17 protein-coding genes and 2 pseudogenes are annotated in these 21,676 nt (G+C 71.5%); 6 read left to right on the forward strand and 13 right to left on the reverse strand.

From position 1 onward, the window contains the following. The 4 genes from ACIF80_RS31355 to ACIF80_RS31370 form a co-directional block, all read right to left on the reverse strand. Complete coding sequence (locus tag ACIF80_RS31355) at positions 1–5,250, reverse strand: caspase family protein (protein ID WP_399810755.1); 5,250 nt, start codon at positions 5,248–5,250, stop codon at positions 1–3. After that, the gene (locus ACIF80_RS31360) at positions 5,247–5,675 is read right to left on the reverse strand and encodes a hypothetical protein (protein WP_399810757.1); all 429 of its coding nucleotides are present in this window, start codon (positions 5,673–5,675) and stop codon (positions 5,247–5,249) included. Before ACIF80_RS31360 ends, ACIF80_RS31355 begins: the two co-directional genes overlap by 4 nt. 212 nt (positions 5,676–5,887) lie before the next feature. Beyond that, positions 5,888–6,430: a hypothetical protein gene (locus ACIF80_RS31365; protein WP_399810759.1), complete on the reverse strand. Its 543-nt coding sequence runs from the start codon at positions 6,428–6,430 to the stop codon at positions 5,888–5,890. Then, positions 6,412–8,151, reverse strand: coding sequence for a PHP domain-containing protein (locus tag ACIF80_RS31370; RefSeq protein WP_399810761.1), 1,740 nt, complete (start codon positions 8,149–8,151; stop codon positions 6,412–6,414). The genes ACIF80_RS31365 and ACIF80_RS31370 overlap by 19 nt, the downstream gene beginning before the upstream one ends. A gap of 306 nt (positions 8,152–8,457) precedes the next feature. Between ACIF80_RS31370 and ACIF80_RS31375 the strand changes: the two genes are divergently transcribed. Both ACIF80_RS31375 and ACIF80_RS31380 read left to right on the forward strand, forming a co-directional pair. Beyond that, the gene (locus ACIF80_RS31375) at positions 8,458–9,900 is read left to right on the forward strand and encodes a hypothetical protein (protein WP_399810763.1); all 1,443 of its coding nucleotides are present in this window, start codon (positions 8,458–8,460) and stop codon (positions 9,898–9,900) included. 51 nt (positions 9,901–9,951) lie between these two features. Next, complete coding sequence (locus tag ACIF80_RS31380; protein WP_399810765.1) at positions 9,952–10,710, forward strand: hypothetical protein; 759 nt, start codon at positions 9,952–9,954, stop codon at positions 10,708–10,710. On the opposite strand, the gene ACIF80_RS31385 is transcribed toward ACIF80_RS31380, so the two are convergent. From ACIF80_RS31385 to ACIF80_RS31405, 5 genes are all read right to left on the reverse strand, one after another. Next, a complete protein-coding gene (locus ACIF80_RS31385; protein ID WP_399810767.1) occupies positions 10,697–11,122 on the reverse strand; it encodes an NUDIX hydrolase in 426 nt (141 codons plus the stop codon). The genes ACIF80_RS31380 and ACIF80_RS31385 overlap by 14 nt on opposite strands. A gap of 64 nt (positions 11,123–11,186) precedes the next feature. Beyond that, a complete protein-coding gene (locus ACIF80_RS31390) occupies positions 11,187–12,038 on the reverse strand; it encodes an isocitrate lyase/phosphoenolpyruvate mutase family protein (protein ID WP_399810768.1) in 852 nt (283 codons plus the stop codon). A 9-nt stretch (positions 12,039–12,047) separates the two neighbouring features. Beyond that, a complete protein-coding gene (locus tag ACIF80_RS31395) occupies positions 12,048–13,196 on the reverse strand; it encodes a family 43 glycosylhydrolase (RefSeq protein ID WP_399810770.1) in 1,149 nt (382 codons plus the stop codon). A 1-nt stretch (position 13,197) separates the two neighbouring features. After that, positions 13,198–14,325, reverse strand: a complete 1,128-nt coding sequence (locus ACIF80_RS31400; RefSeq protein ID WP_399810771.1) for a family 43 glycosylhydrolase — start codon at positions 14,323–14,325, stop codon at positions 13,198–13,200. A 168-nt stretch (positions 14,326–14,493) separates the two neighbouring features. Beyond that, a complete protein-coding gene (locus ACIF80_RS31405; RefSeq protein ID WP_399810773.1) occupies positions 14,494–15,327 on the reverse strand; it encodes a class II glutamine amidotransferase in 834 nt (277 codons plus the stop codon). Positions 15,328–15,478: 151 nt separating this feature from the next. Between ACIF80_RS31405 and mmuM the strand changes: the two genes are divergently transcribed. Beyond that, positions 15,479–16,393 carry a homocysteine S-methyltransferase gene (gene mmuM, locus ACIF80_RS31410; RefSeq protein ID WP_399810775.1) on the forward strand — a complete coding sequence of 305 codons (915 nt, stop codon included), beginning with the start codon at positions 15,479–15,481 and terminating at the stop codon, positions 16,391–16,393. 601 nt (positions 16,394–16,994) lie between these two features. Here the strand turns inward: mmuM and ACIF80_RS31415 are convergent. Beyond that, positions 16,995–17,963 carry an alpha/beta hydrolase gene (locus tag ACIF80_RS31415; RefSeq protein WP_399810777.1) on the reverse strand — a complete coding sequence of 323 codons (969 nt, stop codon included), beginning with the start codon at positions 17,961–17,963 and terminating at the stop codon, positions 16,995–16,997. 84 nt (positions 17,964–18,047) lie between these two features. Next, positions 18,048–18,365, reverse strand: coding sequence for a putative quinol monooxygenase (locus ACIF80_RS31420; RefSeq protein ID WP_399810779.1), 318 nt, complete (start codon positions 18,363–18,365; stop codon positions 18,048–18,050). A gap of 147 nt (positions 18,366–18,512) precedes the next feature. Here ACIF80_RS31420 and ACIF80_RS31425 point away from each other — a divergent pair, with 147 nt between their 5' ends. Beyond that, on the forward strand, positions 18,513–19,418 hold the full coding sequence (locus ACIF80_RS31425) for an AraC family transcriptional regulator N-terminal domain-containing protein (RefSeq protein ID WP_399810781.1): 906 nt from the start codon (positions 18,513–18,515) through the stop codon (positions 19,416–19,418). A gap of 146 nt (positions 19,419–19,564) precedes the next feature. Further along, on the forward strand, positions 19,565–20,314 hold the full coding sequence (locus tag ACIF80_RS31430) for an SDR family oxidoreductase (RefSeq protein ID WP_399810783.1): 750 nt from the start codon (positions 19,565–19,567) through the stop codon (positions 20,312–20,314). Positions 20,315–20,592: 278 nt separating this feature from the next. Here ACIF80_RS31430 and ACIF80_RS31435 read toward each other — a convergent pair. Further along, a pseudogene (locus ACIF80_RS31435) lies at positions 20,593–20,781 on the reverse strand (integrase core domain-containing protein); the annotation flags it as partial. Between ACIF80_RS31435 and ACIF80_RS31440 the strand changes: the two are divergent. Then, positions 20,782–21,018, forward strand: a pseudogene (locus tag ACIF80_RS31440) (IS110 family transposase); the annotation flags it as partial. Here the strand turns inward: ACIF80_RS31440 and ACIF80_RS31445 are convergent. After that, the gene (locus ACIF80_RS31445; RefSeq protein ID WP_399810785.1) at positions 21,011–21,496 is read right to left on the reverse strand and encodes a hypothetical protein; all 486 of its coding nucleotides are present in this window, start codon (positions 21,494–21,496) and stop codon (positions 21,011–21,013) included. The pseudogene ACIF80_RS31440 and the gene ACIF80_RS31445 sit on opposite strands and share 8 nt — an antisense overlap. Positions 21,497–21,676 lie beyond the last annotated feature (180 nt).

Genomic DNA, 21,676 nt, shown 5'->3' on the forward strand with positions numbered 1-21,676 from the left:
TCACGCCGGGCGCAGGAACGCCTGCGCCCGGCGGGTGTCGTCCGCCCCGAGGTCCGGGCGGGCGAGCAGCGCTTCCAGCAGGGTGTCCGTGGCCGTCTCCGCGAAACCGCCGCCGCCCTTGGAACCGGCGGCGCCGGTACCCTCCCCGGCGGTGTCCTCGGCGCTGTCCCCGCCCGTGTCGACGTGCTCGTCCAGCCAGGCCAGGGTCCAGGCGGCGGTCCGCCCGGCCGCTGCCGGGGCGAGGTCCGGCAGTCGCAGGAGGGCTTCGAGTACGAAGCGGGCCCGCCACTCGGAGGCATGGTGTTCCAGCCAGGTCAGCGACCAGGCGACCGCCGCCGCGCGTTGCTGTGCCGTGAGGCCGGGGCGGGGGGCGTAGGCGGCCAGGAGGAAGCTGACGTCCTGGGCGGTGGGGTCGAGCTGGACGCTGTCGACGACGAGGGAGATCACCTGGCGGGTCTGCTTCGGTGACAGGTCGGTGCGGGCGGCGAGGAGGCTGACTTCGCGCCGGCACTCCGCGAGCTGCCGGCCGCGGATCCACTGCAGGGTGAACTGGGTCAGCCTGTGCACCTGTTCGGGGCCGAGGTCGGCGCGCTTGAGGAACGGCAGCAGCACGGCGTGGGTCTCGCGCGGTGCTCCGTAGCGGTGCAGCCAGGAGAGGGTGACGTCGATGGCCTGGTCGATCTCGTGGGCGGTCAGGCGTTGTTGGGCGTTCAGCGGCACCAGGACGTGCCGTGCCGTGTAGGTGGTCCCGTTGCCGTGCAGCCACTGCAGGGCGTGGGTGACGGCCTGTCGGACCTCGGCGGGGGTGAGGTCGGTGCGGGCGAGCAGGGGGGTGAGGACGAAGCGGGCCTCCCGCATGGCGGCGTGCTGCCGGAGCCACAGGTCGGTGAAGGCGACGGTGGCGCGGGCCCGGTCGCCGGTGATCTCCTTGCGGCCGAGGAGTTTGTCGAGGACGAACCGCGCGTTGGGTGTGGCGAAGCGCTGTTCGAGCCAGCGGGCGGCCAGCGTGATGCCGGTGTCGAACCGGTCGGGGCGGATCCTGCGGTTGGAGATGAGGGGACCGAGGGTGAAGGTGACCTGTCCGCTGTCCAGATGGTGTTCGAGCCACTGGACGGCGTAGCCGGCCGTGAGGTCGAGGTCGTCGTCGCCGAGGCCGCCGACCCGCATGAGCGGTTGCAGCAGGTAGGAGGCGTCGGGCTGGGTGGCGTGCCGCTCGAGCCAGGCCATCGCGAGGCCGACGACGTGCCGGAACCGGTCCTCGGTGAGTTCCTGGTGGACGACGGTGGCGCCGAGGACGCGGGCGGCCTCGGGCAGGTCGGCGTGCTGTTCGAGCCAGGTCGTCGCCGAGTCGAGGTCCTGCCGGGCCCGTTCGGCGTCGGTGGCGTCCCGGGGGGCCAGCCGGTGGAGCAGTTCGGCCGCCTCCCGCTTCAGGGTCTCGTCGCTGCCGTACTGCTCCTGCCTGCGGGTGACGAAGCCGAGCGCCTGGCCGCGTTCCCCGGGGGTCAGGTCGTCGCGGTCGAGGAGGGCGCGCAGCACGGTGTCGGCCTCGGACACGTTGAGGTAGCTCGTCAGCCAGAGCAGGCCGGAGGCGATCGCCCGGCGGGCCGGCGGGGCGCTGAGGTCGGGACGGTGGAGCAGGGCGCCCAGGACCCGCCCCGCCCTGCCGTCGGCCCCGTGGAAGTCGAGCCACCGGACGGCGAAGGCGGTGGCGTCGCGCACCTGGGCCGCGGTGAGTTCGGGACGCAGGAGCAGTGAGCGCAGCACGTAGTCGCCGGCGATCTTGCGGCCGTGCCATCCCAGCCAGGACAGGGCCGCGGTGACGGCCCGGCGCGCGTGTTCGGCGGTGAGGTCGTCCCTGGCCAGCAGCCTGTCGAGGGTGAAGCTCGTCTCGAACTGTTCGGCGCGGGCCACCGCCCACCGGGACGCCGTTTCGGCGGCCCGGCGGGCCTGTTCGCCGGACAGGTCGTTCCGGTCGAGCAGGGGACGCAGGACGTAGCCTGCCGTGTCGCTGTCGGCGTGGTGCCGCAGCCAGGTCGTCGCCGCCTCGATGGCCTCCTGTGCCGGGGCGCCGCGCAGGTCGTCGCGGTCGAGCAGCGTCTTGAGGGCGTGGGTGGCGGCGAGTGCGGTGCCGTGTTCCGCCAGCCACTGGCCGGCGTGGCCGACGGCGCGGCGGGTCTCGTCCTCGGTGAGGTCGGTGCGGGACAGCAGCTGTCCGATCAGGAAGTCGGCGTCCCACACGGTGGCGTGGTGTTCCAGCCAGCGGTCGGCGTAGCCGACGGCGCGGCGGGTCTCGTCCTCGGTGAGGTCGGTGCGGGACAGCAGCCGCCGGATCAGGAAGTCGGCTTCCGGTGCGGTGGCGTGGTGCCCCAGCCAGCGCTCGGCGAGGTCGACGGCCCGGTCGGACTGGCTCTTGTCGGTTCCGGTCCGGGTCAGCAGCGGACGCAGGAGGTAGGTGGCGGACGGCGCGGTCGCGTGGCTGTCGAGCCATTCCAGGGCGAGGGCGGCGGCCTGCCGGCCTTCGTCCTCGGTGAGGTCGGTGCGGCTGAGCACCGAGCTCAGGGCCTTGTCGGGTTCGGGGGTCGTACCGCGCCGCTGGAGCCAGTCGAGGGTGGCCTGGACGGTGCGGCGCGCCTCGTCGTGGTTGAGGTCGTCGCGGGCGACCAGCGCGGGCAGGACGTGGATGGCTTCGCGGATGCCGGTGTCGCGTTCCGCCCAGAGCAGCGCGGCGGCCACGACCTGCCGGGTCTGGGGTGCGGTGAGGTCGTCGCGGGCGACGAGGGCGCGCAGCACGAAGTGGGCGTCGAGGGCCGCGCCGTTGCGTCTGAGCCAGCCGAGGGCGTTGCCGAGGGCCGGTTTCTGCTGCTCGGGCGGCAGGTCGGGGCGGCCGAGCAGGGGGCCCAGGACGTAACTGGCCTCGGGCCGCCAGCCGTGGGTGTCGAGCCATTTCAGCGCTGCCGGGAGGAAGAGCAGGGCCGCGTCGGCGGGCAGGTTCCGCAGGCCCCGGTAGAGGACGTGGCGGGCGTCGACGGTGTCGCCGAACTCGTCGAGCCAGGGTCCGACCACCTGCTGCCAGTTCTGCACGGCGACGCGGGACCAGGGGGCTCCGGAGCAGATCGCGCCGAGGGCGTAGCCGCCGATGTCGGCGTTGAGGCGCATGACGTCGCCGATGGCCCCGGTGTTCGCCACGAACCACGTGTCCAGGACGGCGGCGACCTCGTCGGCCCGGCGGGCCGGGGCCAGGTCGTTCATGACCCTGCCGATGTTGGTCGCGTACCGGCCGACCGTGCGGGGGCCGGTGAGGCAGCCGGAGAGGAGGACGTAGCTGCGGTCGCGGTCCGGGCCGCGGCGCTGTTCCGGCAGGATGACCGATTCGACGAGCTGGTCGCACACCACGTCGTGGGCGGTGGACAGGATGCCGGTGTCGCCGTCGCGTTCCAGCCAGCCGAGGTCGATGAGGGTGTCCACCACACCGTCCGCGCGCAGGGCGGCGCTCGGGGTGCGGGAGAGGGCCGCGTTGGCCGCCGCCGTCACCTCCGCGTACGGCTGGGGGCAGGCGGCTGCCGCGGCAGCCGCCGCGACCAGGCTGTCGGAGGCGGTGACCCGGTCGAAGGTGTTGGTGCGTCCGGGGACGGTGAGGTCGTCCTCCTCCAGCCGGCTCCGCAGCCAGCGGGGCAGCTCGCCGCTGGCCCGCAGTCCCGCCGTCTCGGGTATCGGCAGGTCCTGGACCACGCGGCGTTCCAGTTCGCGGGCGACGAGCAGGGTGATGATGGGCCGGTGCCCGCAGATCTCCCGCATGCGGTCCATGCCGTACTCGGCGATCGCGGTGGGGGCAAGGCTGGTCAGGGCATGGTCGGCGACGAGCCGCTGGAAGTCCTCGTCCTGGCGCAGCTCCACCTCGTCGAACAGGTCGTGGAGTTGGGTGTGGTCGGCCTTCTGCAGCCAGCCGGGGCGGACGGAGGCGAGGAAGGCGACCCGGATGCCCCGGCGCCGGGCGGCGGGCAGCAGGCGGTGGCGGAGCACGGCCAGGTCGAGCGGGGCGCCGTGGGCGTCCCGGTCGGTGAGGTACTCGTTGAGGTAGTCGATCACCACGAGGGCGGGGCCGTCCTGGGCGAGGACGTGCTGGTTGATCTGATCGGTGATCGACGACTCCCGGCCGGGGAGGACGTGGAGGACCCGCCAGCCCTCCTCGAGGGCGATCCGGCCGACCTCGAGTCCGGTGCGGGTCTTGCCCGTTCCGGCGGATCCGATGAGCAGGACGCCCCGTTCGTCGTTGTCCCGCAGCCGGGCGAAGAGACGGTGCGGGTCCGCCTCGTGGTCCTCTCCGGGGGAGAGGAACGGCAGGTGTTCCGGGGTGAGGTTCTTCTTGAAGCCGCCGAGTCCGTCGACGAGGTCGGGCTGGTCGACCACCGCGGCCAGCGGGTCGGGGTCGGATCTCACCGGTTGCGCGGAGGGTACGGGCGTGACCTGGGCCGGGACGCGGTCGAAGGCCTTGTTCTTGGCGAGGGGGATCAGATGGCCGTCGTCACGGCTGGCCATCCTGGGCTGCGGGACGAGCCGGTTCCCGGCCTCCCGGCGTCCGGAGAGCCGGTTCTTGAGGACGGCGAAGACGTCGCCCATGGTGAGCAGGGGCTGCTCCTCGCCCAGACGGCCGCCGGGCAGCGGCCCTTTGATCCCCTCCCGCAGCAGTCGGGCGAGCTGGAGGGTGAAGACACTGCCGTCGGGCAGGCAGAGGGACTCCTCGGTGTCGGCGGCGGAGGTGAGGACACCGGCGCCCTCGATGTCGAGCGCCTCCAGCACCGGTGACGGTTCCTGGGCGCCCATGGGCAGCGCGGCCCCGCTGAAGCAGCAGTCGATGATGACGACCTTGTGGCGCGCCTGGGACTCGGCGACGTACTCCCGCAGTTCCGCGTACCGCACGGAGCGGTGCGGACTGGCGACGTGGGCCTTGTGGGTGGCGAGCAGCAGGCTGCGGCCGTCCCGGTCGAAGAGGCCGTGGCCGGCGTAGTAGACGAGGAGGAGGTGGGTCGCCTCGTCGGCGGCCCTCTGCACGGCGTCGAGGATGTCACCCGGGGGGCAGTCGGCCGGGAGGGCACGGCAGTGCTCCTCGGTGAGGCCGCCGATGTCAGGATGCGTCAGCTGGGCTTGCAGGGCCGGAATGTTGTGGCGTACGCCGTCCAGGGCCGGCAGGTGCTCGAAGTCGTGGACGCCGATGAGTACGGCCCGCGACTCGGGCGCCTCCTGCCCGGTCACGACCGGGTCGGCTCGGCGTCCGGCGTGTCGGGGTCGGACGTATCGGGGTGCGGGGCGCCGTCGGCCGGGAGTGCGGTTCCGCCGGTGTCGGGGACGCCGGTTTCCAGGCTGCGGAGCAGCTGGAGCAGCTCGTCGGAGGTGAGGTGGCCGATGTCGACGGTGGTGTCGCCGTGGGTCAGCGTCCGCGCGCCCTGCCGGCGGTCGCTCGCCCGGGCGAGTCTCCACGTGGCGTACGCGACGGCGAAGTTGGCGATGTCGACGGCGTTGCCGAGCACGAGGTCGATGGCGTCGAGCGCGCCCATCGTGGGGCCCGGTTCGCTCACCGGCGTGACGGGGATGCGGCGGGCCTTCGGGTCCCGCCCGAGCCATGCCTGAAGGTCCGTCAGAGTCCGCTTGTCGCCGTCGCTTTGGATACGGATGCGCATGCCCGTTGCCTCTCCCCGTGGATGCCCTGCCGCAAAGATCCGATGCTAGTCGAGCTGATTGCCTCCAGGGAATGTCCTGTCCTGCGCAAGAGGGGACGGGCGGGCCGTCGCACGGCGCGTCCTGTCCGGGTACGCGACCGGACGCCCCCGTGCCGGCCCGGCGGTGCGGGGCCGCCACGGGGGCGCGGGCGTGCGGGCCGGGGGCGGTTCGGTCAGTGGTCCGCGCAACAGGGCGTGGGGTCCGGGGACTCGAAGGGGACGAGGACGCCGCCCCTCGCCGGTGTGGCGGCGAGGAGGAGCTCGCCCTGCTGCCACTGCGGGCGGACGTGGTCCCGTGTCACCATCCGGGTCCCGGGGTCGGGCGTGCCCGGTGCGCCGAGGACGGTCACACGGCTGATCGCGGACCCCGCGATCAGTTCCGCGACCGTCATCGTGCCGGTGAGCGCCGACGCCCCCGGGTAGACCACGGCCCGGCCGGACGCGTCGGGCAGGCCGGCCGACAGCTCTCCGTGTCCGTCCGCCTCGAGTCGCGCCCACGTGGTGCGCAGGTACGGCTCCGACGGCAGGCACAGGGAGACGGCGACGCGCGGACGGTCTCCGCGCACCAGGTGCGTACAGCCGAACGTCCCCTCCGGCAGCTCCAGTCCGGCCGCCAGCCGCTGGAGGAGGTGGTCGGCGCCCCGCAGGTCCCGGATGCCCGCGTCGACGGTGAGGGCATGGGCGTTGGTGTGGGGCGTCACGCGGGCAGGACCCATACCGGGTTGGAGTAGAACCACAGGTCGCGCCAGGGGTCGGCGTCGCCGACGACGTCGACGGCGGGGCCCGCCGGGTCGACCTCGGCGCCCATCGCGCCGACGGCGGACCGGTTGCCGTCGGAGCCGCGCAGCCGGACGTACACCGGGCGGTCGACGCGGCCGAGGTCGTACGTGACGCGGACCGTGCCGGCCGCCTTGTCGATGTCGTACGAGCGGGTGACCTTCGCGGTGGGCGCGGTGAAGGTGTCCTTGTCGGCGACGGGACCGGTGACGTCGCCCTGGATGACGTCCACGCGGGCCAGTTTCGGTATGAAGCCCGCCCAGTTGGTGCCGCCCGCGAGCGTCACGTCGGCGGTCAGGGTGACCCTGGTGCCCTTGCGGACGTGCAGCGCGCCGCCGAGCGTGGCCCAGCGTCCGCCGCCGGAGACCCGGACGTCGAGGCCGCTGACGAGCCGGCCGTGGTCGACCCAGATGCGGCCGGCGCGGATGCCGTCCATGACGGCGGCGTAGGAGAAGCCGTCGGCGCCGACGTGGGTGCGGCTGTACTGGCCGGGCCAGTAGTCGCCCTGGGTGACATCGATCTGCCCGTTGTACACGGGGTCCGGGTAGCGGCCGTCGGTGGTGAAGTCGCCGCCGGTGCCGCGCGCCCCGGTGTCGGCGTAGACCTGGTGGGAGTCGGAGTTGGCGGTGATCCACCAGGGGCGGCCCTCGGCGAGGAGGCTGTCCCACAGGCCGCCGACGGTGGCGGTCATCCAGTCGAAGCCGCCCCAGGTGCGGTAGCTCTCCAGCGGGTAGCCGGCGAAGGAGTTGGCGCTGGGGCTGTTGTCGTAGATGCCCCGGGCGCGCCCCATGCCGAGGGGCTTGGGCAGACCGGCGGCCTGGTGGCCGGGGGCGCCCTCGAAGCCGACGGCGATCTGGTGCTTCTCCGGGGTGGCGTCGCGCCAGGCGCGGATCTCGTGCGGGGAGTCGACACCGCGCCGTGCCGGGTGGTTGGCGAGCATCAGGGCGTCGTCGATCCTGCGCCGTCTCACCTGCTCGGCGAGGAACGCCAGGCCCGCGACGACGAGCGCCTCGTTGGCGGGGGTGGAGTCGGAGACGCCCTTCACGCTGCCGTCGTAGTCGTTCTCGAACTGCTTGAGGACGGCGACCTCGTTGCGTCCGGGGTGGACGAAGACGGTGCCGTGCTCGGCGGCCGGGATGTTCCATTCCAGGCCCTGGAAGACCAGGGTGTCCTCGTGGGCGGCGCGGGCCTCCTTGATGTCCGGGTTCACCTTCTCCACGCCGATCCTGGCGTGCGTTTCGCTGCCGTGGTCGGTGATGACCAGCCAGTCCATGCCGTGCTTGGCACCCTGGCGGACCTGGTCGACGACGCGGTACTTGCCGTCGCTGCTGTACTGGGTGTGGATGTGGTGGTCACCGGCCAGCCACAGGAAGCCCCCGCCCTTGCCCCGGCCGCTGCCGCGGCTGTTCCCGCCGGACCGGGCGGGGGCGGCGGCCGCGGTGCTCGTGGACAGCACGCCGCCGGCCGCGAGGCCCGCGCCGAGCAGTCCGGCCCGGCGCAGGAGGGTGCGGCGCGACTTCTGCTCCGGGGAGAGGGCCTCGTCGGGCACGGAGGTGTCGAAGGCGGCGGGCAGCGGCGCCGTCGTCTCGTGCCGGTGGCCGTCCCCGTGGTGGTGATGGTGGTGCCCGTGACCCTGCCCGTGCGTGTGCCCGTGTCCCATGTGCGTGCCTCCTGGATGCCACCGGTGGGGCGGCTGCCTTCCGCGGCGCGATCACGCCGTGTGTGGAGGATGGGGGCACCGCGTGAACGACGTACGACATGGGGGTGATCGGCACATGCCCCTGGTGCGGCGGCTCACCGCACCCCGCCGCCACTGCCGTCACCACCGCCGTCACGGGCTGCCGTCACGCATCGGGCGGTCGTGCCGGGTGTGAGACGGTGAAAACAGCGGTACGGACGTTGAGTCGGAGCCGTTTTCCTAAGATGGAACGCACGCGGCCGTCATATGCCGCCCAGCGGGAGGGGGATGAAGCACGCCTTGTCCCAACAACAGCTCGGCCGCGGTCCGTTGCGGCCCACTCCCCCGGACGGCCCCACTCCTCCCGGTCCGGACGACGGATCGTCCCGACCGCCCCGGTTCGTGGGCTGGCTGGGCGGGCTCGGATGCGCGGCGGCCGGATACGCCGTGTTCCAGTTCCTGTTCGAGGTGCTGCCCGCCTCCCTCGGCGGGGAGGCGGCGAAGTACCTGATCGCCTCGGTGAGCGGCCTCGGCACCGCGCTCTCCGCGGGGCTCGCGGCGGCACTGCTGCGGGCCCGCGCGGCAGCGCCGGCACCGCGACCGCTGCCACGGCCCGCGGCCGAAGCCGGTCCCCCGGCCGGCGGCCAGGTCCCCGGCCCGCTTCCGCAGCTCTTCGCGGCCACCTACGACACGCTCGTCGGCGAGGTGTCGGTCGTCGACGATCCGGAGCGCGGGCGGCTCGTCGGCTGGTCGCACTCGCTGGGCGAGAGCTCCCCGTCCCGCCCCACCTCGGTCGGAACGGCGTACGGGCTGCAGACCATTTTGGATCTGGGGACGGCCGACGGACGCCTCTCCACGGGCGAACTCGCGGACACGCTCTGGCGGTTGCGGCTTCCGGGCGGCGGCTGGTCGGCCCGGTCGCAGGGCGCGCGGGCGCGTCCCGAGGTGACCGCGCTGGTGCTGGGCGCGCTGGCCCGCGCGGGGGCGTCCCGGGGCGGCCGGCTGGCGCGCGAGGTGGACCTCTGCACGGCGGCCTTCACCCATGACGCCGACCGCGCGGGACGCGAGTCGACCCATGTGATGACGACGGTGCTGCGCGGGCTGTTGCGCGCCGCGCCCGACTGCGACGCCCTGCCGGTGCTGCGGGAGGCGCTCGTCGAGGGGGCGGTGAGCGATCCGCACCGGGACCGTCTGCGCTGCTGGGGCTACCGGCTCGACTCGCCGTACGAACGCCCGTCAGCGGTGCACACCGCGCAGGCGGTGCTCGCGCTCGACCGTGCGGCACGCGTCCTGGACGAGAGCCAGGAGGTGCGGGCCGTCCGTGAGGACGGCGTGCGCTGGCTGCTGTCCTGCCCCGACGCACCGCACCACGTCTGCCAGGATCTGGAGAACGGCCGGGAGGAGGTCCGCCGTCCCCGCCCCGACGACCCGGCGCGCCACGAGGTGCTGAACGTACGGCACTTCACCGCGTCCTGGGTCGTGCGCGCCCTGCTGTGCCGGGGCTCGCTGGAGGTGGCCCGCCGGGACGGCCGGGAGGAGACCTGGCGGGAGCTGCTGGACGGTGCGGCCGCCTGCGTACGGGCCGGGCAGCAGGACGGCATCTGGACCTGGGGGCGGGGCGAGAGCACGGAGCTGCGGCGCCCGATGTGGATGACGTACCAAGGTGTGTCGGCACTGCGTGCACACGCGGTGTGGACGTATCGACCGGACGAGGCGGCTCCCGCGCGTTGACGCGTGGGACGGGTTTACGCGCCGGGCAGGAACCGGAAGAACGGAGTGCGCATGGGTGGTCGACAGGTCTTGGCGGCACGCAGGTTGCTGGCCGGATCCCTGGACGGCGCGTTGCCCGAACGGGACCAGGTGGCCGCGGCCTACGCGGTCGTCGACGAACTCGGTTCACCGGAGCGCCTGTTGGAGCTGATCGCCGAACTCGCCTGCGGCGAGGGCGATCCCGAGGCGGCGGCCCGGCTGTCGTACCGGCACGTCCTCGGCTTCGACAAGCTGCTGCTGGTCGATGCCGGACCGCAGCACATGCTGCGCGCCCATGTGTGGCACGCGGGTGCGGGCGGCACGGGCCGGGAGGACATCCACAACCACCGCTCGGCGCTGGCCTCGCACGTCGTACGGGGCCGACTGTGGACGGAGTTGTACGAGGAGGTGCCCGAGGGGCGGGACGCGGGGCGGGCCGGGGCGCGGGGCGGCGGTATCGCGGCGGCCCGCTTCGAGGAGTCGCTGGCCGAGGGGTCGGCGGACTGGCTGCTGGAACCGGCGGGTCCGGCGCGGCTGCGGCTGACGCATCTGGGCCAGTACGCGGCGGGCAGCACGTACGCCCTGCCGGCGCACACCCTGCACCGTGCCTGGTGCGACACGCAGGGGCCGACGGTGACCCTGTTCCTCGAGACGGGCGGTGGACGGCGCCGGCACACCGATGTGTTCACCCCGGGCGGCCCGCACGCGGGTGCGGTCCCGAAGGTGCCGATGAACGTACCGGGCTATCTGGAGTCCCTGGGCTCCCTGGCGGACCTGCTCAGGAGTGCGTGAGCGCCTGCCGGACGATGTCCAGGTTGTAGGCGTCGATGTCGACGCCGGTGAGCTCGGACGGGCGGAGCCAGGCATGGTCCTGGTCCGGACTGGGCAGCACGACGTCCCGGGACAGCGGGCGGACCAGGAAGTTCTCCTGCCAGTTCTTGATCTCGTGCCCGGCGTACTCGCTCAGGAAGGACGATTCGCCGACCTTGCGGACGACCTCGCCGAGCAGGCCGGTCTCTTCCTTGAGCTCGCGCAGCGCGCCGTCCGGGGCGCTCTCGCCCGGTTCGAGCTTGCCGCACGGGACGCCCCACACCCGGGGCAGGAATCTCTCGTGCTCGCTGCGGCGCACCAGGAGCACGCGCCCCTCGTCGTCCCTCACGACCGCTGCCGCCAGCCGTTTGTCGCCGGGGATGTCCATGCTCATGGTCCCTCGGTCCCTCGGTCTCTCGCCGGAGATGAGTACAAAGGTTCTGATACCCGCGAAAGCGTCAACCGTACCAGGGTCGTCCGAGGGACGCAGTGGGGTCGGCCACGCCCCGTACGGAGTCCCTGCTCAGCGCCTGGATCTCCGCGTAGGCGGGTGCGGTGCCGGCGGGTGTGCGCCCCTCCCGGATGTCGGTCGCGGCCTCCACCGCGGCACCCAGCGCCCGCCGGTACAGCAGGGATCCGAGGCTGATCCGGCGCACGCCGAGGCCGGCGAGTTGCGGGACGGAGGGGCCGGTGGGTGAGTAGAGGATGTTGAGCGGTACGGCGAGCCGGCGCACCAGAGCGGCGATCTCGTGGGGGTCGGTGAGACCGGGCACGAACACGCCCTGGGCACCGGCTTGTTGGTAGGCGTCGAGCCGACGGAAGGTGTCCTCCCGCCTGTTGCCGCCGTCCGTATCGGGACCGGTGGCCCAGTAGGTGTCGGTGCGGGCGTTGACGAAGAGTCCGGGGGCCGCCGCCCGCACCGCGGCGATCTTCGCGGCGTGCCGGTCGACGGGCCCGAGCCCGTCCTCCAGGTTGATCCCGACAGCACCGACGGCATGCAACTCACTCGCGAACGCGGCGACTTCATCGGGGTCGTCGCTGAAGCCGTCCTCCGCGTCCACGGACAGCCAGTACGGTCCCGAGCCGAGGGTGAGGGCGAGCAGCAGTGTCTGCTCACGCGTCGCCGCCGCCCCGTCGGGCAGCCCGGCCGCCGCGGCGACGGCCAGGCTGGTGGTGCCGACCGCCCGGAACCCCTGCGCGGCGAGAGCGGCGGCGGAGGCGTGGTCCCAGGCGTTGGGCAGCAGGAGGGGCTCGTCGGCTTGGTGCAGTCCGGCGAACCCGGTGACGGCGTTCGGCGCGCTCTCGGTCATGCGGGAACGCTAGCCGCGGAATGCTTCGGCACCGGCCGAAGTGTGGAGGGCGCTCGCGAGGGGAGCCTGGGACGCTCCGGTTCCGGTCGGAACGTCCCAGGGGCTTCGTCCCCTCCTGACCCGGCCCTCGGGCACCGGATGCCCGAGGACGAGTGCGTCGCGGACCAGGGCCGCGAACCGGGTGGCGCCGTACTCCGTGTCGACGGTGATCTCGGGTGACCAGGACAGGGACATCGAGGTGGAGGACGGGAAGGTCAACGGCAGCCACACGTACCGGGAGTCGTTGACCCTGCCGCCGAAGGAGTTGCCCCAGCGGTCCCCGAGATACAGGTACGAGGTGCCCGAGGACCCCTGCACCGGCAGGACGAACGCGGTCTGCGACCCGTAGGCGGTCGCGTCCCCCACATTGCGCATCGCCGACCAGGGGCCGGCGGGGCTGGTGGCGGTGGCGTACTGCTGCTGGTTGGGGTTCCAGCCGGAGGTCAGCATGAAGTACACGCCGTCCCGCTTGAACAGGGCCGGCGCCTCGCGGTGGCCGCCGGGCCACGGGTTGGCGACCAGGCTCGCGATGCCGGTGTGGTCGGCGGTCAGCCGGTAGATGTGCAGGTCGTAGTTCTCGCGGGCGGCCGAGATCATGTAGCCGGTGCCGTCGGTGTCGGTGAAGACGGTGATGTCGCGGGACATGTGCTGCCCCAGCGGGCGGAAGCTGCCCCGCCACTCGTAGTCGCCGTCCACGGTGTCGGAGACGGCGACGGCGGCGCGGGCCTCGCTGTAGTCGGAGCCGTTCTCCTTGTGCATCCACATCACGAACATGCCGGTGGCCGCGTTGTACATGACCTTGGGTCGCTCGATGTTGGCGGTGGCGAGTTCCGGGTCGCCGGCCTCGGTGAGGACGTGGTTGCGGAACTCCCAGTACTTCAGGTCGGCCGAACGGTAGGCGTCGACGTACCGGAAGGTGTTGTCGTCGTTGCGGTGTTCGCCGAACCAGTAGTAGTACGCGCCGACCTTGATGATCCCGCCGCCGTGGGCGTGCACGGGGTTCCCGGTGACGTCGGTGAACCGGACGCCGTTGCCGATCGTCTGCGGTGCGGCCTGCGCGGGCCCGGCAGTGGCGAGGGCGAGGCAGAAGGTGAGCAGAACCGCGTACAGGCGTCTCATGTCACCTCCCCTCGCCCCTGGTCGTTCCGGTTCCGTCGGCCACGGGGACGCCGAAGTCCGGGGTGCCGTCCGGCTTCCAGCCGAGGGTCTGGATGCGGGTGTGGCGGTTCGGGTCGTCGAGCGGGTCCCCGTTGATCTCCTTGTACTGCCGGGCGTGGTAGACGAGGACGTCGGTGCGGCCGTCCTCGGCCACGGTGAAGCAGCTGTGCCCGGGACCGTACTGCCGGGTCGTGTCGTTGCTGGTGAAGACGGGGACGGGCGACTTGGACCAGCTCGCGGTGTCCATGAGGTCACTGTCGCCGGGGGCGGTCAGCAGCCCCATGCAGTAGTTGGCGTCGGTGGCGCTGGCCGAGTACGTCATGAACACCCGGCCGCCCCGCTGGATCACGTACGGTCCCTCGTTGACCCTGAAGCCGATGCGCTCCCAGGCGTACTCCGGTGTGGAGAGCCGCACGTGGGGCCCGGTCAGGGTCCAGGGGTCGGCCATCTCGGAGAGCCAGACGGCGGTGTTGTCGTCCATGCCGGGCTCGTGCTGGGCCCAGGCGAGGTAGCGGGTGCCGCGGTGGGTGAAGGTGGTGGCGTCCAGGGAGAAGGTCTCCCACGCGGTCCTGATCCGCCCCTTCTCGACCCAGGTGCCCCGGAGGGGGTCGGGGTGGGCGTTCTCCAGCACCCAGATGCGGATGGCCCACACGTCCTCGGCGGGCGCGGCGGCGAAGTAGATGTACCACTTGCCGGCGACGCGGTGCATCTCCGGCGCCCAGATGTGGGCGCCCATGTCACCGGTGGGGTGCGCCCGCCAGATCACGGACTCGGCGGCGCTTCCGAGTCCGTTCAGGGTGCGGGAGCGGCGCAGGACGATCCGGTCGTACTCGGGGACGGTGGCGGTGAAGTAGTAGAAGCCGTCGGTGTGCCGGGTGATGTGCGGGTCGGCGCGGTTGCGGACGAGGGGGTTCACGTAGGGGGCCGCCTTCGGCCCGCCGGCGGAAGCGGCGGGGGCGGCCGCGTGGGCCGACGTGGGGGTGGTGGCGGCCAGGGCGCCTGCGGCGAGGGCGCCCTTCAACAGCAGTCGGCGGGCGGGCGGCGGGGACGAGCGGGGCGGGTCGGGCAGGTCGTCGGCGGCGCGGCTCATGCGGTCTGCCTCTCACGGTGGGAGGTGCTCGCGATCACGGGCTTGTTCGACATCGCGAACGGCATCTGACATGGCGAACGCCGACAAGGTAAGGGTGTGTCGCGGACAGGTCAACGGGTCGGGCGGGACGAAGACCTCCTCCCCCTCCCGCCCGGGGCCGCCTCCCCTCTACGCCGCCCGAGGGGTGAAGCGGTGCATCACGTCGCCTTCGGGCTGGACGATGCCGTATCTGCCCTCGGGGACCTCGTTCCAGGCGCCGGGCAGGTCCCCGAGCGGCTCCGACACGATGAGGCGGGTCTCGTCGGACACCTCACGCAGGAACGCCTTGTCCGGATGGAGGGAGCGCAGCGTCTCCACCCGGGTGCTGTAGAAGAGCGAACGGGACGCCTTCCGGGTCGAGTAGCGGAACGCCCACAGCCGTTGACCGTCGGTCACCGCGACCGTCATCTGCAGCGGGAACTCCACACCGTGCTCCCACCCCACCCGCTCCACCAGGCCCGCCATCCGCGCGACCGCGCCCGGCGGGTCCTGATCCAGGCCGAAGGTGAGCGCCAGGTAGAACATCAGCTCGGAATCCGTCGACCCCTCGACGGAGGGAAAGAGCTCCGGATCGACGGCCAGGGCGAGGTCGCGCCGGATGCGGTCGAAGTCCGCGATCGCGCCGTTGTGCATCCACATCCAGCGGCCGTGGCGGAACGGGTGGCAGTTGGTCTCCTGCACCGACGAGCCGGTCGACGCCCGGATGTGGGCGAAGAACAGGGGCGAGCGGACATGGCCGGCGATCTCCCGCAGATTGCGGTTGCTCCAGGCCGGACCGATCTCCCGGACGACCGCCGGAGTGTCGGTGTGGGACCCGTACCAGCCCACCCCGAACCCGTCACCGTTGGTCGTCTCGACGCCCAGTCTGGCGTGCAGGCTCTGGTCGATCAGCGAGTGCTTCGGCCGGTAGAGGATGCTGCTGAGCAGGATGGGGGTGCCCGAGTAGGCGAGCCACCGGCACATCGTCCACCGCCTTCCCGACCACGGGTCGTCTCCCCTCAGGATCCCAGCCCTCCCGTACGGGCGCGCTGCGAGAGCCGCACGAGCCGCCGGGGCTGCGAGGCAGGTGGGCGGGCCGCACGCCCCGGCCTCCGGTTCGACTACCGTCGGCGGTATGAGCGGTACCCCGTCCTTCACCGACGCCCTCGCGGCGGGCACGGTCTTCCTCGACGGCGGCATGTCCAACCAGCTCGCCTCGGCCGGCCACGACCTGAGCGACGAGCTGTGGTCGGCGCGGCTGCTCGCCGAGGACCCCGGGGCGGTCACCGAGGCGCACCTCGCCTACTTCGAGGCGGGCGCGGACGTGGCGATCACCGCCAGCTACCAGGCCACGTTCGAAGGCTTCGCGCGACGCGGCATCGGCCACGACCGGGCCGGCGCCCTGCTCGCCCTGAGCGTCGGGTCGGCCCGCACGGCGGCCCGGCGGGCCCGGGCGGCCCGCCCCCTGTGGGTGGCGGCGTCCGTCGGCCCGTACGGCGCGATGCTCGCGGACGGCTCCGAGTACCGGGGCCGGTACGGCCTGACCGTGGCCGAGCTGGAGCGCTTCCACCGCCCGCGCATGGAGGCCCTGGCCGCCGCGGAACCCGACGCCCTCGCCCTGGAGACGATCCCGGACACCGACGAGGCCGAGGCCCTGCTGCGGATCCTGCCCGGCCTCGGCATCCCCGCCTGGCTGTCGTACTCGGCGAGGGGCGACCGCACCCGCGCGGGCCAACCCCTGTCCGACGCCTTCGCGCTCGCCGCCGACGTGGACGAGGTGATCGCCGTCGGCGTGAACTGCTGCACCCCCGAGGACGCCGACCACGCGGTCGCCCTCGCGGCCCGCGTCACCGGCAAACCGGTCGTGGTCTACCCCAACAGCGGCGAGACCTGGGACGCCGGGGCACGGGCGTGGACGGGGCCCGCCACGTTCACCCCCGAGCAGGTCGCGGGCTGGCAGGAGTCCGGGGCCCGGCTGGTCGGAGGATGCTGCCGGGTGGGCCCGAAGACGATCTCGGCGATCGCCGCGACGCTACGGCGGCCGGCGTAGCGAACGCGCACCGGACGACCTTCCCCGGCTCCCGCTCCCCCATCCCCCACTTGTCCGCCGACTCCCCCACCAGCAGCAACCCGCGCCCGCCTTCCGTCGGCTCCCGGTCGCCCTCCGCCTGGGGCACGGCCGGCACGCCGCTCCCGCTGCCATGCACCTCGACCCACTTCTGCGTCATCCTCGCTCTGCCCGCGGGCAGGAACACCGGCAGCCTGTCGACCGTGCTCACCGAACAGCTCCTGGGAATAACCGAGTTGGTCCGCAAGTCGCTGACCTGGGACCAGGGAACGAAGAGGGGCCGTCACGCGGCGCTCACCCTGGCCACCGGCCCGGACGTGCACTTCGCCGACCCGCACCACCCCTGGCAGCGGCCGACCAGCGAGAACACGAACGGCATCATCCGCCGCTGCCTCCCCCACGGACACCGGGATCACCGACCACCAGCCCTACCTCACCGCCATCGCCGAGGAGGTCAACAACCAGCCCCGCCGCTGCCTCGGCTGCCTCACCCCACAGGAAGCCTTCCGGCGAGCCCTGACCGAAGATGTTGCTTCAACGAATTGACACCGCTGTGTGTGTTCCGCGCGAGGGTGCCGGTGGCTTACGCGGGCGGCTGCCGGCGCAGGACGCGGGCGAGCCAGTCGGTGCGGGTGCGGCGGGCTGTGGCAGAGATGTGCGCCTGCGGGTACAGGGCGTCGAAGCCGTGGAAGCCGCCTGCCCAAACGTGGAGTTCGGCCTGGCCACCCGCCGTCCAGATGCTGCCGGCGTAGGCGATGTCCTCGTCACGGAAGACCTCGGCGGAGCCGGTGTCGATGTAGGTGGTCGGCAGGCCTGAAAGGTCGCCCGACAGTGCGGGTGAGACATACGCGGGTACTTCGTCTCCGGTGAGGCCACCGAGGACTGAGCGCCATCCGAACGCGTTCATCTCGCCGGTCCACACGCCCGGTACGCCCGAGTACTGAAGGCTGGAAGTGGTGGCGTTGCGGTGGTCGAGCATGGGGCAGATCAGCACCTGGGCCGCGATGGCGGGAGCACCGAGGTCGCGAGCCAGCAGGGCGACGCCGGCCGCGAGACCGCCGCCCGCGCTGGCACCGGCCACGATGATGCGCGTCGGGTCGATGCCCAGCTCGGTGGCATGCACGGTGACCCACAGAAGTCCCTGGTAACAGTCGTCGACCAGCGTGGTGCCGCCGGCCTCGGGCGCGAGCCGGTAGTCCACGGAGACCACGACCGCGCCGAACTCATCGAGCCACTCGAGGGGGATGTCGAGCTGCGAGAAGCGGTCACCCATGACCATCCCGCCGCCGTGCATCCAGTAGACGCATGGCGCGGCGGTGGTCCGGTCCGTGTTCGCGGGGCTGAAGACCGACAGCGGTATCTGCGCGCCGTCCGGGGCGGGCACAGTGACTTCACGCCACTCGGCCTGTCGGCCCGTGAGGAGCGACTCGACAGGGGTTGACGGGTACTGCCTCAGTTGGGTGAGGATCTCGGGAGTCAGGTGAGACATGAGGGGCATGTCGGAGAGGAGTTCGTGCAGTTCGGGGTCCAGGCCGGGGCGTCGCGTGGTCATGGTGATGCCTTTCGGAGGAGCGCTGATGAGTCGGGGCATTCGGCGGGAACTGGGGCAGCGGGCCGGAAGTTGGTTCGGTGGATCTCAGAAGCTGGCCTTGCCGCGGACGGGGACGTAGTCGGTGTACTCGGACTCCTTGGCCAGCAGTCCGCCGGTCTTCGCCACGATGTCCCGGGCGGCTTCGCCGGCGAAGATCCGGTGGTGGTCCTCTTCGCTGGTCCATCCCTCAGTGACGTGGACGGTGTCGGGGTCGGACGCGGAACGGGACACGAGGTAGACGAGGCAGTGTTCGCTCGCGCCGGGGGCGCCCTCGTCCAGGCCGGTGAGCAGGAGCTCGATCAGTTGGTCGCCCTTTCCGGGCGTGGCGGTCAAAGTGGCGTTGAAGCCGTATGCGGCGCTCATCGGTGGGTTCCTTCGTCTGGGACGTCGAGGTGAAGTAATTCCATTCAAACCCTGTGACCTGCAGCAACGTTAGAACGATGCTCTTTCGCATCTGCACGTTCCTCTCAGATTCGGGAGCAAAAAGCAGAATGGTGCTGCAATGAAGGCATGTGCCTCGACGAACTCCGCACCCTGCTGACTCGCCATGCCCGCTCTGACTGGACCACCGCTATTGACGGCGTCCTCATCTCGAAGGTCGACCGGCCGGACCCGCCGGAGCCGTCCATGTCCGGCACGGTCCTGGCGGTCATCGCCCAGGGCGCCAAGCGCCTCGCGCTGGGCGACCGGGTCTACGAGTACGGCCCCGGTCAATATCTGGTCGCGTCCGTGGACCTGCCCGTCACGGGGCAGTTCCTCCAGGCCGACCCCGAGCAGCCGGCGATCGGCTTCGGTCTCCTGCTGGAACCGTCGGTCATCGCCGAGCTGCTGCTCGAGGCCGGTCCCGGGGACATCCCCCCGGTCGGCGGAAATGTTCCGTCGGGGATCGCCGTCGGTGACGCTTCAGACGCACTGCTCGATGCGGTGGTCCGACTGCTGCGCCTGCTCGATGAGCCTCGCGACCGGGCTGTGCTTGCCCCGCTGATCAAGCGCGAGATCCTGTGGCGTCTGATCGCCGGCGAGCAGGGTGCGACGGTTCGCCAGCTCGGCCTGGCCGATAGCGGTCTCAGTCACGTCTCCCGGGCCGTGCGCTGGATCCGCGAGCACTACGCGCAGCCCTTCCGGGTCGCGGACGTGGCCCGCATGTCCGGCATGAGCGTCTCCGCTTTCTACCGCAACTTCCAGGCGGTGACCGCCATGAGCCCCATCCAGTTCCAGAAACAGATCCGACTGCAGGCGGCGCGGATACTGCTGGCCACCCACCCGGGCGACGTCACACGGGTTGGCCAGCGCGTCGGCTACGACAACCCGTCACAGTTCAGCAGGGAATACCGCCGTCAGTTCGGCGCACCTCCAAGCCGGGACGCCGCCGGGCTACGGAGCACCGTACGCACGCCGGCGAGCGCACTCCCGTGAGTTGAGCAGGCAGGATTACGCAAGTAGAAGCGAGGATAGTTCTACTGTTTCAGCAGGTCAGAGCGATTCAATGGTATTGCCGGTTCTTTCGCAGAGCAGAGAAGTGCCTGCCCGGCCGTCGATCCCACCCATCGCAAGGACCCGCCATGAAGACCATTCTCATCACCGGCTCCTCTTCCGGATACGGACGGGAGACAGCCCTCCACTTCCACAACCAGGGCTGGAACGTCATCGCCACCATGCGCACCCCCCGTCCGGATGTCCTCCCCGAGTCGGACCGGCTCCGCATCATCGAACTCGACGTGACCAAGCCGGACAGCATCACCGCCGCCTTCGAAGCAGCGGGCCCCATCGACGTCCTGGTCAACAACGCGGGCGTCCCCTCAATCAGCGTGTTCGAGGGCACCCCCATGACCCGTGTACGGGAGGTATTCGAAACCAATACCTTCGGCGTGATGGCAACGACCCAAGCAGTCCTCCCCCGCTTCCGCGAGCGCGGATCCGGCGTCATAGTCAACGTGACTTCCAGCGTGGTCCTGGGGGACATGCCGCTCTCGGCCCTCTACAAGGCGAGCAAGATGGCCATCGAAGGGTTCACCTCATCCCTCGCCCTCGAACTCGCCCCCTTCGGCGTGCGGGCGAAGACCGTCGAACCGGGTGCCTGTCTCACAACCAGCTTCGCCGCCAAAGCAACCAACGGCGCTTCGCCGGACGAACTGGTGCCGGCGCCCTACGCGGAGTTCGCCAGGAAGGCCATGGGTGAATTCACAGGCCAGGCCGTGTTCACCAAGGAGAGCGACGTCGCCAAGAGGGTCTGGGAAGCCGTGCACGACATGACCGGTCAGCTGCAATTCCCGGCCGGTCCCGACGCCGTCCGGCTCTCCCGAGCCAAGTGATCAACCGGCAAGCAAGGTGACTCGCAGCGACCCAAGAGACGGCCCCGCGCACATGCCCGGGGCCGTTCGCTCCTCACTGCTTGATGCCCGTCCTCTCCACACGGCGCGCATAGTGGATGACGAGCCAGCGGCTGGTCTGAGCAGGACCGGGTGGAATCGATCAACGCCGACGGCGCGAGTTCCGGCGCTCGTAGGGCGGCCAAATCCGCCCCAACGCCCGCCCGTTCCTCATCGTCTACGCCTACCTGAGGTTGATCCCCGGGGGTGGACACCGGGTTTCATGCGACGAGTGACAGCGTACGTGACGTGATCAATTGCTGTCCGTACTCGGCCGGCGCGAGGTAGCCGAGGGCGGAGTGGCGGCGGTGCCGGTTGCAGTACGACAGCCACCTGAACAGTTCCAGCCGTGTCTGCGCCTGCGAGGTCCAGCTCCTTTCGTGCAGCAACTCGCGCTTGAGGCCCTGGAACGCGGCGAACAACCGTCCCGGAGAGGAAACAAACAGCTCAAACGGGCCTTCTTCCTCTCAGCGTTCGCCGCCTTGGGCGACCCCGCCTCCCGGGCCTACTACGACAAGAAGATCGCCCAGGGCAAACACCACACCCAGGCTCTGCTCTGCCTTGCCAGGCGCCGGGCCGACGTCCTGTTCGCGATGCTCCGCGACGGAACCTTCTACGCACCACAGCCGTCGATTCCAGTCACCTGACCTGCGGGTCTGCGAGGACAACGGCTCGATCAGCCTCGACATCGAAGCCGAGTACCGGATGGCCATAGTCGCCTTCCGGGTCCATCAGCACCGGCTTGCCCAACCGCCGCCCGATCTCACGGAGGAAGCCGCAGAACACATCAAGTCGCTCCTGGCCCTGCAACTCCCGCAGGTCGACGTCGAAGTCGACTTCATCCTCGGCTTGGAAACGGAAGATCGCCAACAGATCGGCAGCCGGCCAGACCCGCAGGTCCGGGCACTCGGCATCCGCCGGGCGGGACAGCGCGGCCTCTGCCCGGGGCACCGGAAGGACCTTCTCTCCCTCGGAGTACTGGCACTTCCAGCCCTTCTCCGCGACAAGATCGAGGACCTCCTGCCAGTCCTCCACCGAGGTATTCGGGACGCGCACGTCCGGCAACGACCCCACCAATTCCGGGTCGAAGAAACAGCTCACGTCATCCCACAGCAGATCAGCCACGGCGCCATGCTGCACCGCGCACGAAGCCAACGCACCCCCGTTTCCCTTGACCAAAGACATAGGGGCACCCCCCGTGCCCTACGGACCCGAACGTGGCGCGGTTCGGGTTCCACATCTGGAGGGTGCGGCCGGGTGCGGGTTCCTGCCGTCGGCGCCGGGCGGTGTCACCCGCCTGTCCCG

Source organism: Streptomyces sp. NPDC085927 (assembly GCF_044540975.1).
GTDB lineage: Bacteria > Actinomycetota > Actinomycetes > Streptomycetales > Streptomycetaceae > Streptomyces > Streptomyces hirsutus.

Coding starts and splice junctions, on each gene's coding strand:
- ACIF80_RS31395 (WP_399810770.1), bottom strand. CDS start 13,196: ATGAGACGCCTGTACGCGGTTCTGCTCACCTTCTGCCTCGCCCTCGCC.
- mmuM (WP_399810775.1), top strand. CDS start 15,479: ATGAGCGGTACCCCGTCCTTCACCGACGCCCTCGCGGCGGGCACGGTC.
- ACIF80_RS31365 (WP_399810759.1), bottom strand. CDS start 6,430: ATGGGTCCTGCCCGCGTGACGCCCCACACCAACGCCCATGCCCTCACC.
- ACIF80_RS31390 (WP_399810768.1), bottom strand. CDS start 12,038: ATGACCGAGAGCGCGCCGAACGCCGTCACCGGGTTCGCCGGACTGCAC.
- ACIF80_RS31405 (WP_399810773.1), bottom strand. CDS start 15,327: ATGTGCCGGTGGCTCGCCTACTCGGGCACCCCCATCCTGCTCAGCAGC.
- ACIF80_RS31360 (WP_399810757.1), bottom strand. CDS start 5,675: ATGCGCATCCGTATCCAAAGCGACGGCGACAAGCGGACTCTGACGGAC.
- ACIF80_RS31385 (WP_399810767.1), bottom strand. CDS start 11,122: ATGAGCATGGACATCCCCGGCGACAAACGGCTGGCGGCAGCGGTCGTG.
- ACIF80_RS31400 (WP_399810771.1), bottom strand. CDS start 14,325: ATGAGCCGCGCCGCCGACGACCTGCCCGACCCGCCCCGCTCGTCCCCG.
- ACIF80_RS31370 (WP_399810761.1), bottom strand. CDS start 8,151: ATGGGACACGGGCACACGCACGGGCAGGGTCACGGGCACCACCATCAC.
- ACIF80_RS31380 (WP_399810765.1), top strand. CDS start 9,952: ATGGGTGGTCGACAGGTCTTGGCGGCACGCAGGTTGCTGGCCGGATCC.
- ACIF80_RS31375 (WP_399810763.1), top strand. CDS start 8,458: ATGAAGCACGCCTTGTCCCAACAACAGCTCGGCCGCGGTCCGTTGCGG.
- ACIF80_RS31430 (WP_399810783.1), top strand. CDS start 19,565: ATGAAGACCATTCTCATCACCGGCTCCTCTTCCGGATACGGACGGGAG.
- ACIF80_RS31425 (WP_399810781.1), top strand. CDS start 18,513: ATGTGCCTCGACGAACTCCGCACCCTGCTGACTCGCCATGCCCGCTCT.
- ACIF80_RS31420 (WP_399810779.1), bottom strand. CDS start 18,365: ATGAGCGCCGCATACGGCTTCAACGCCACTTTGACCGCCACGCCCGGA.
- ACIF80_RS31415 (WP_399810777.1), bottom strand. CDS start 17,963: ATGACCACGCGACGCCCCGGCCTGGACCCCGAACTGCACGAACTCCTC.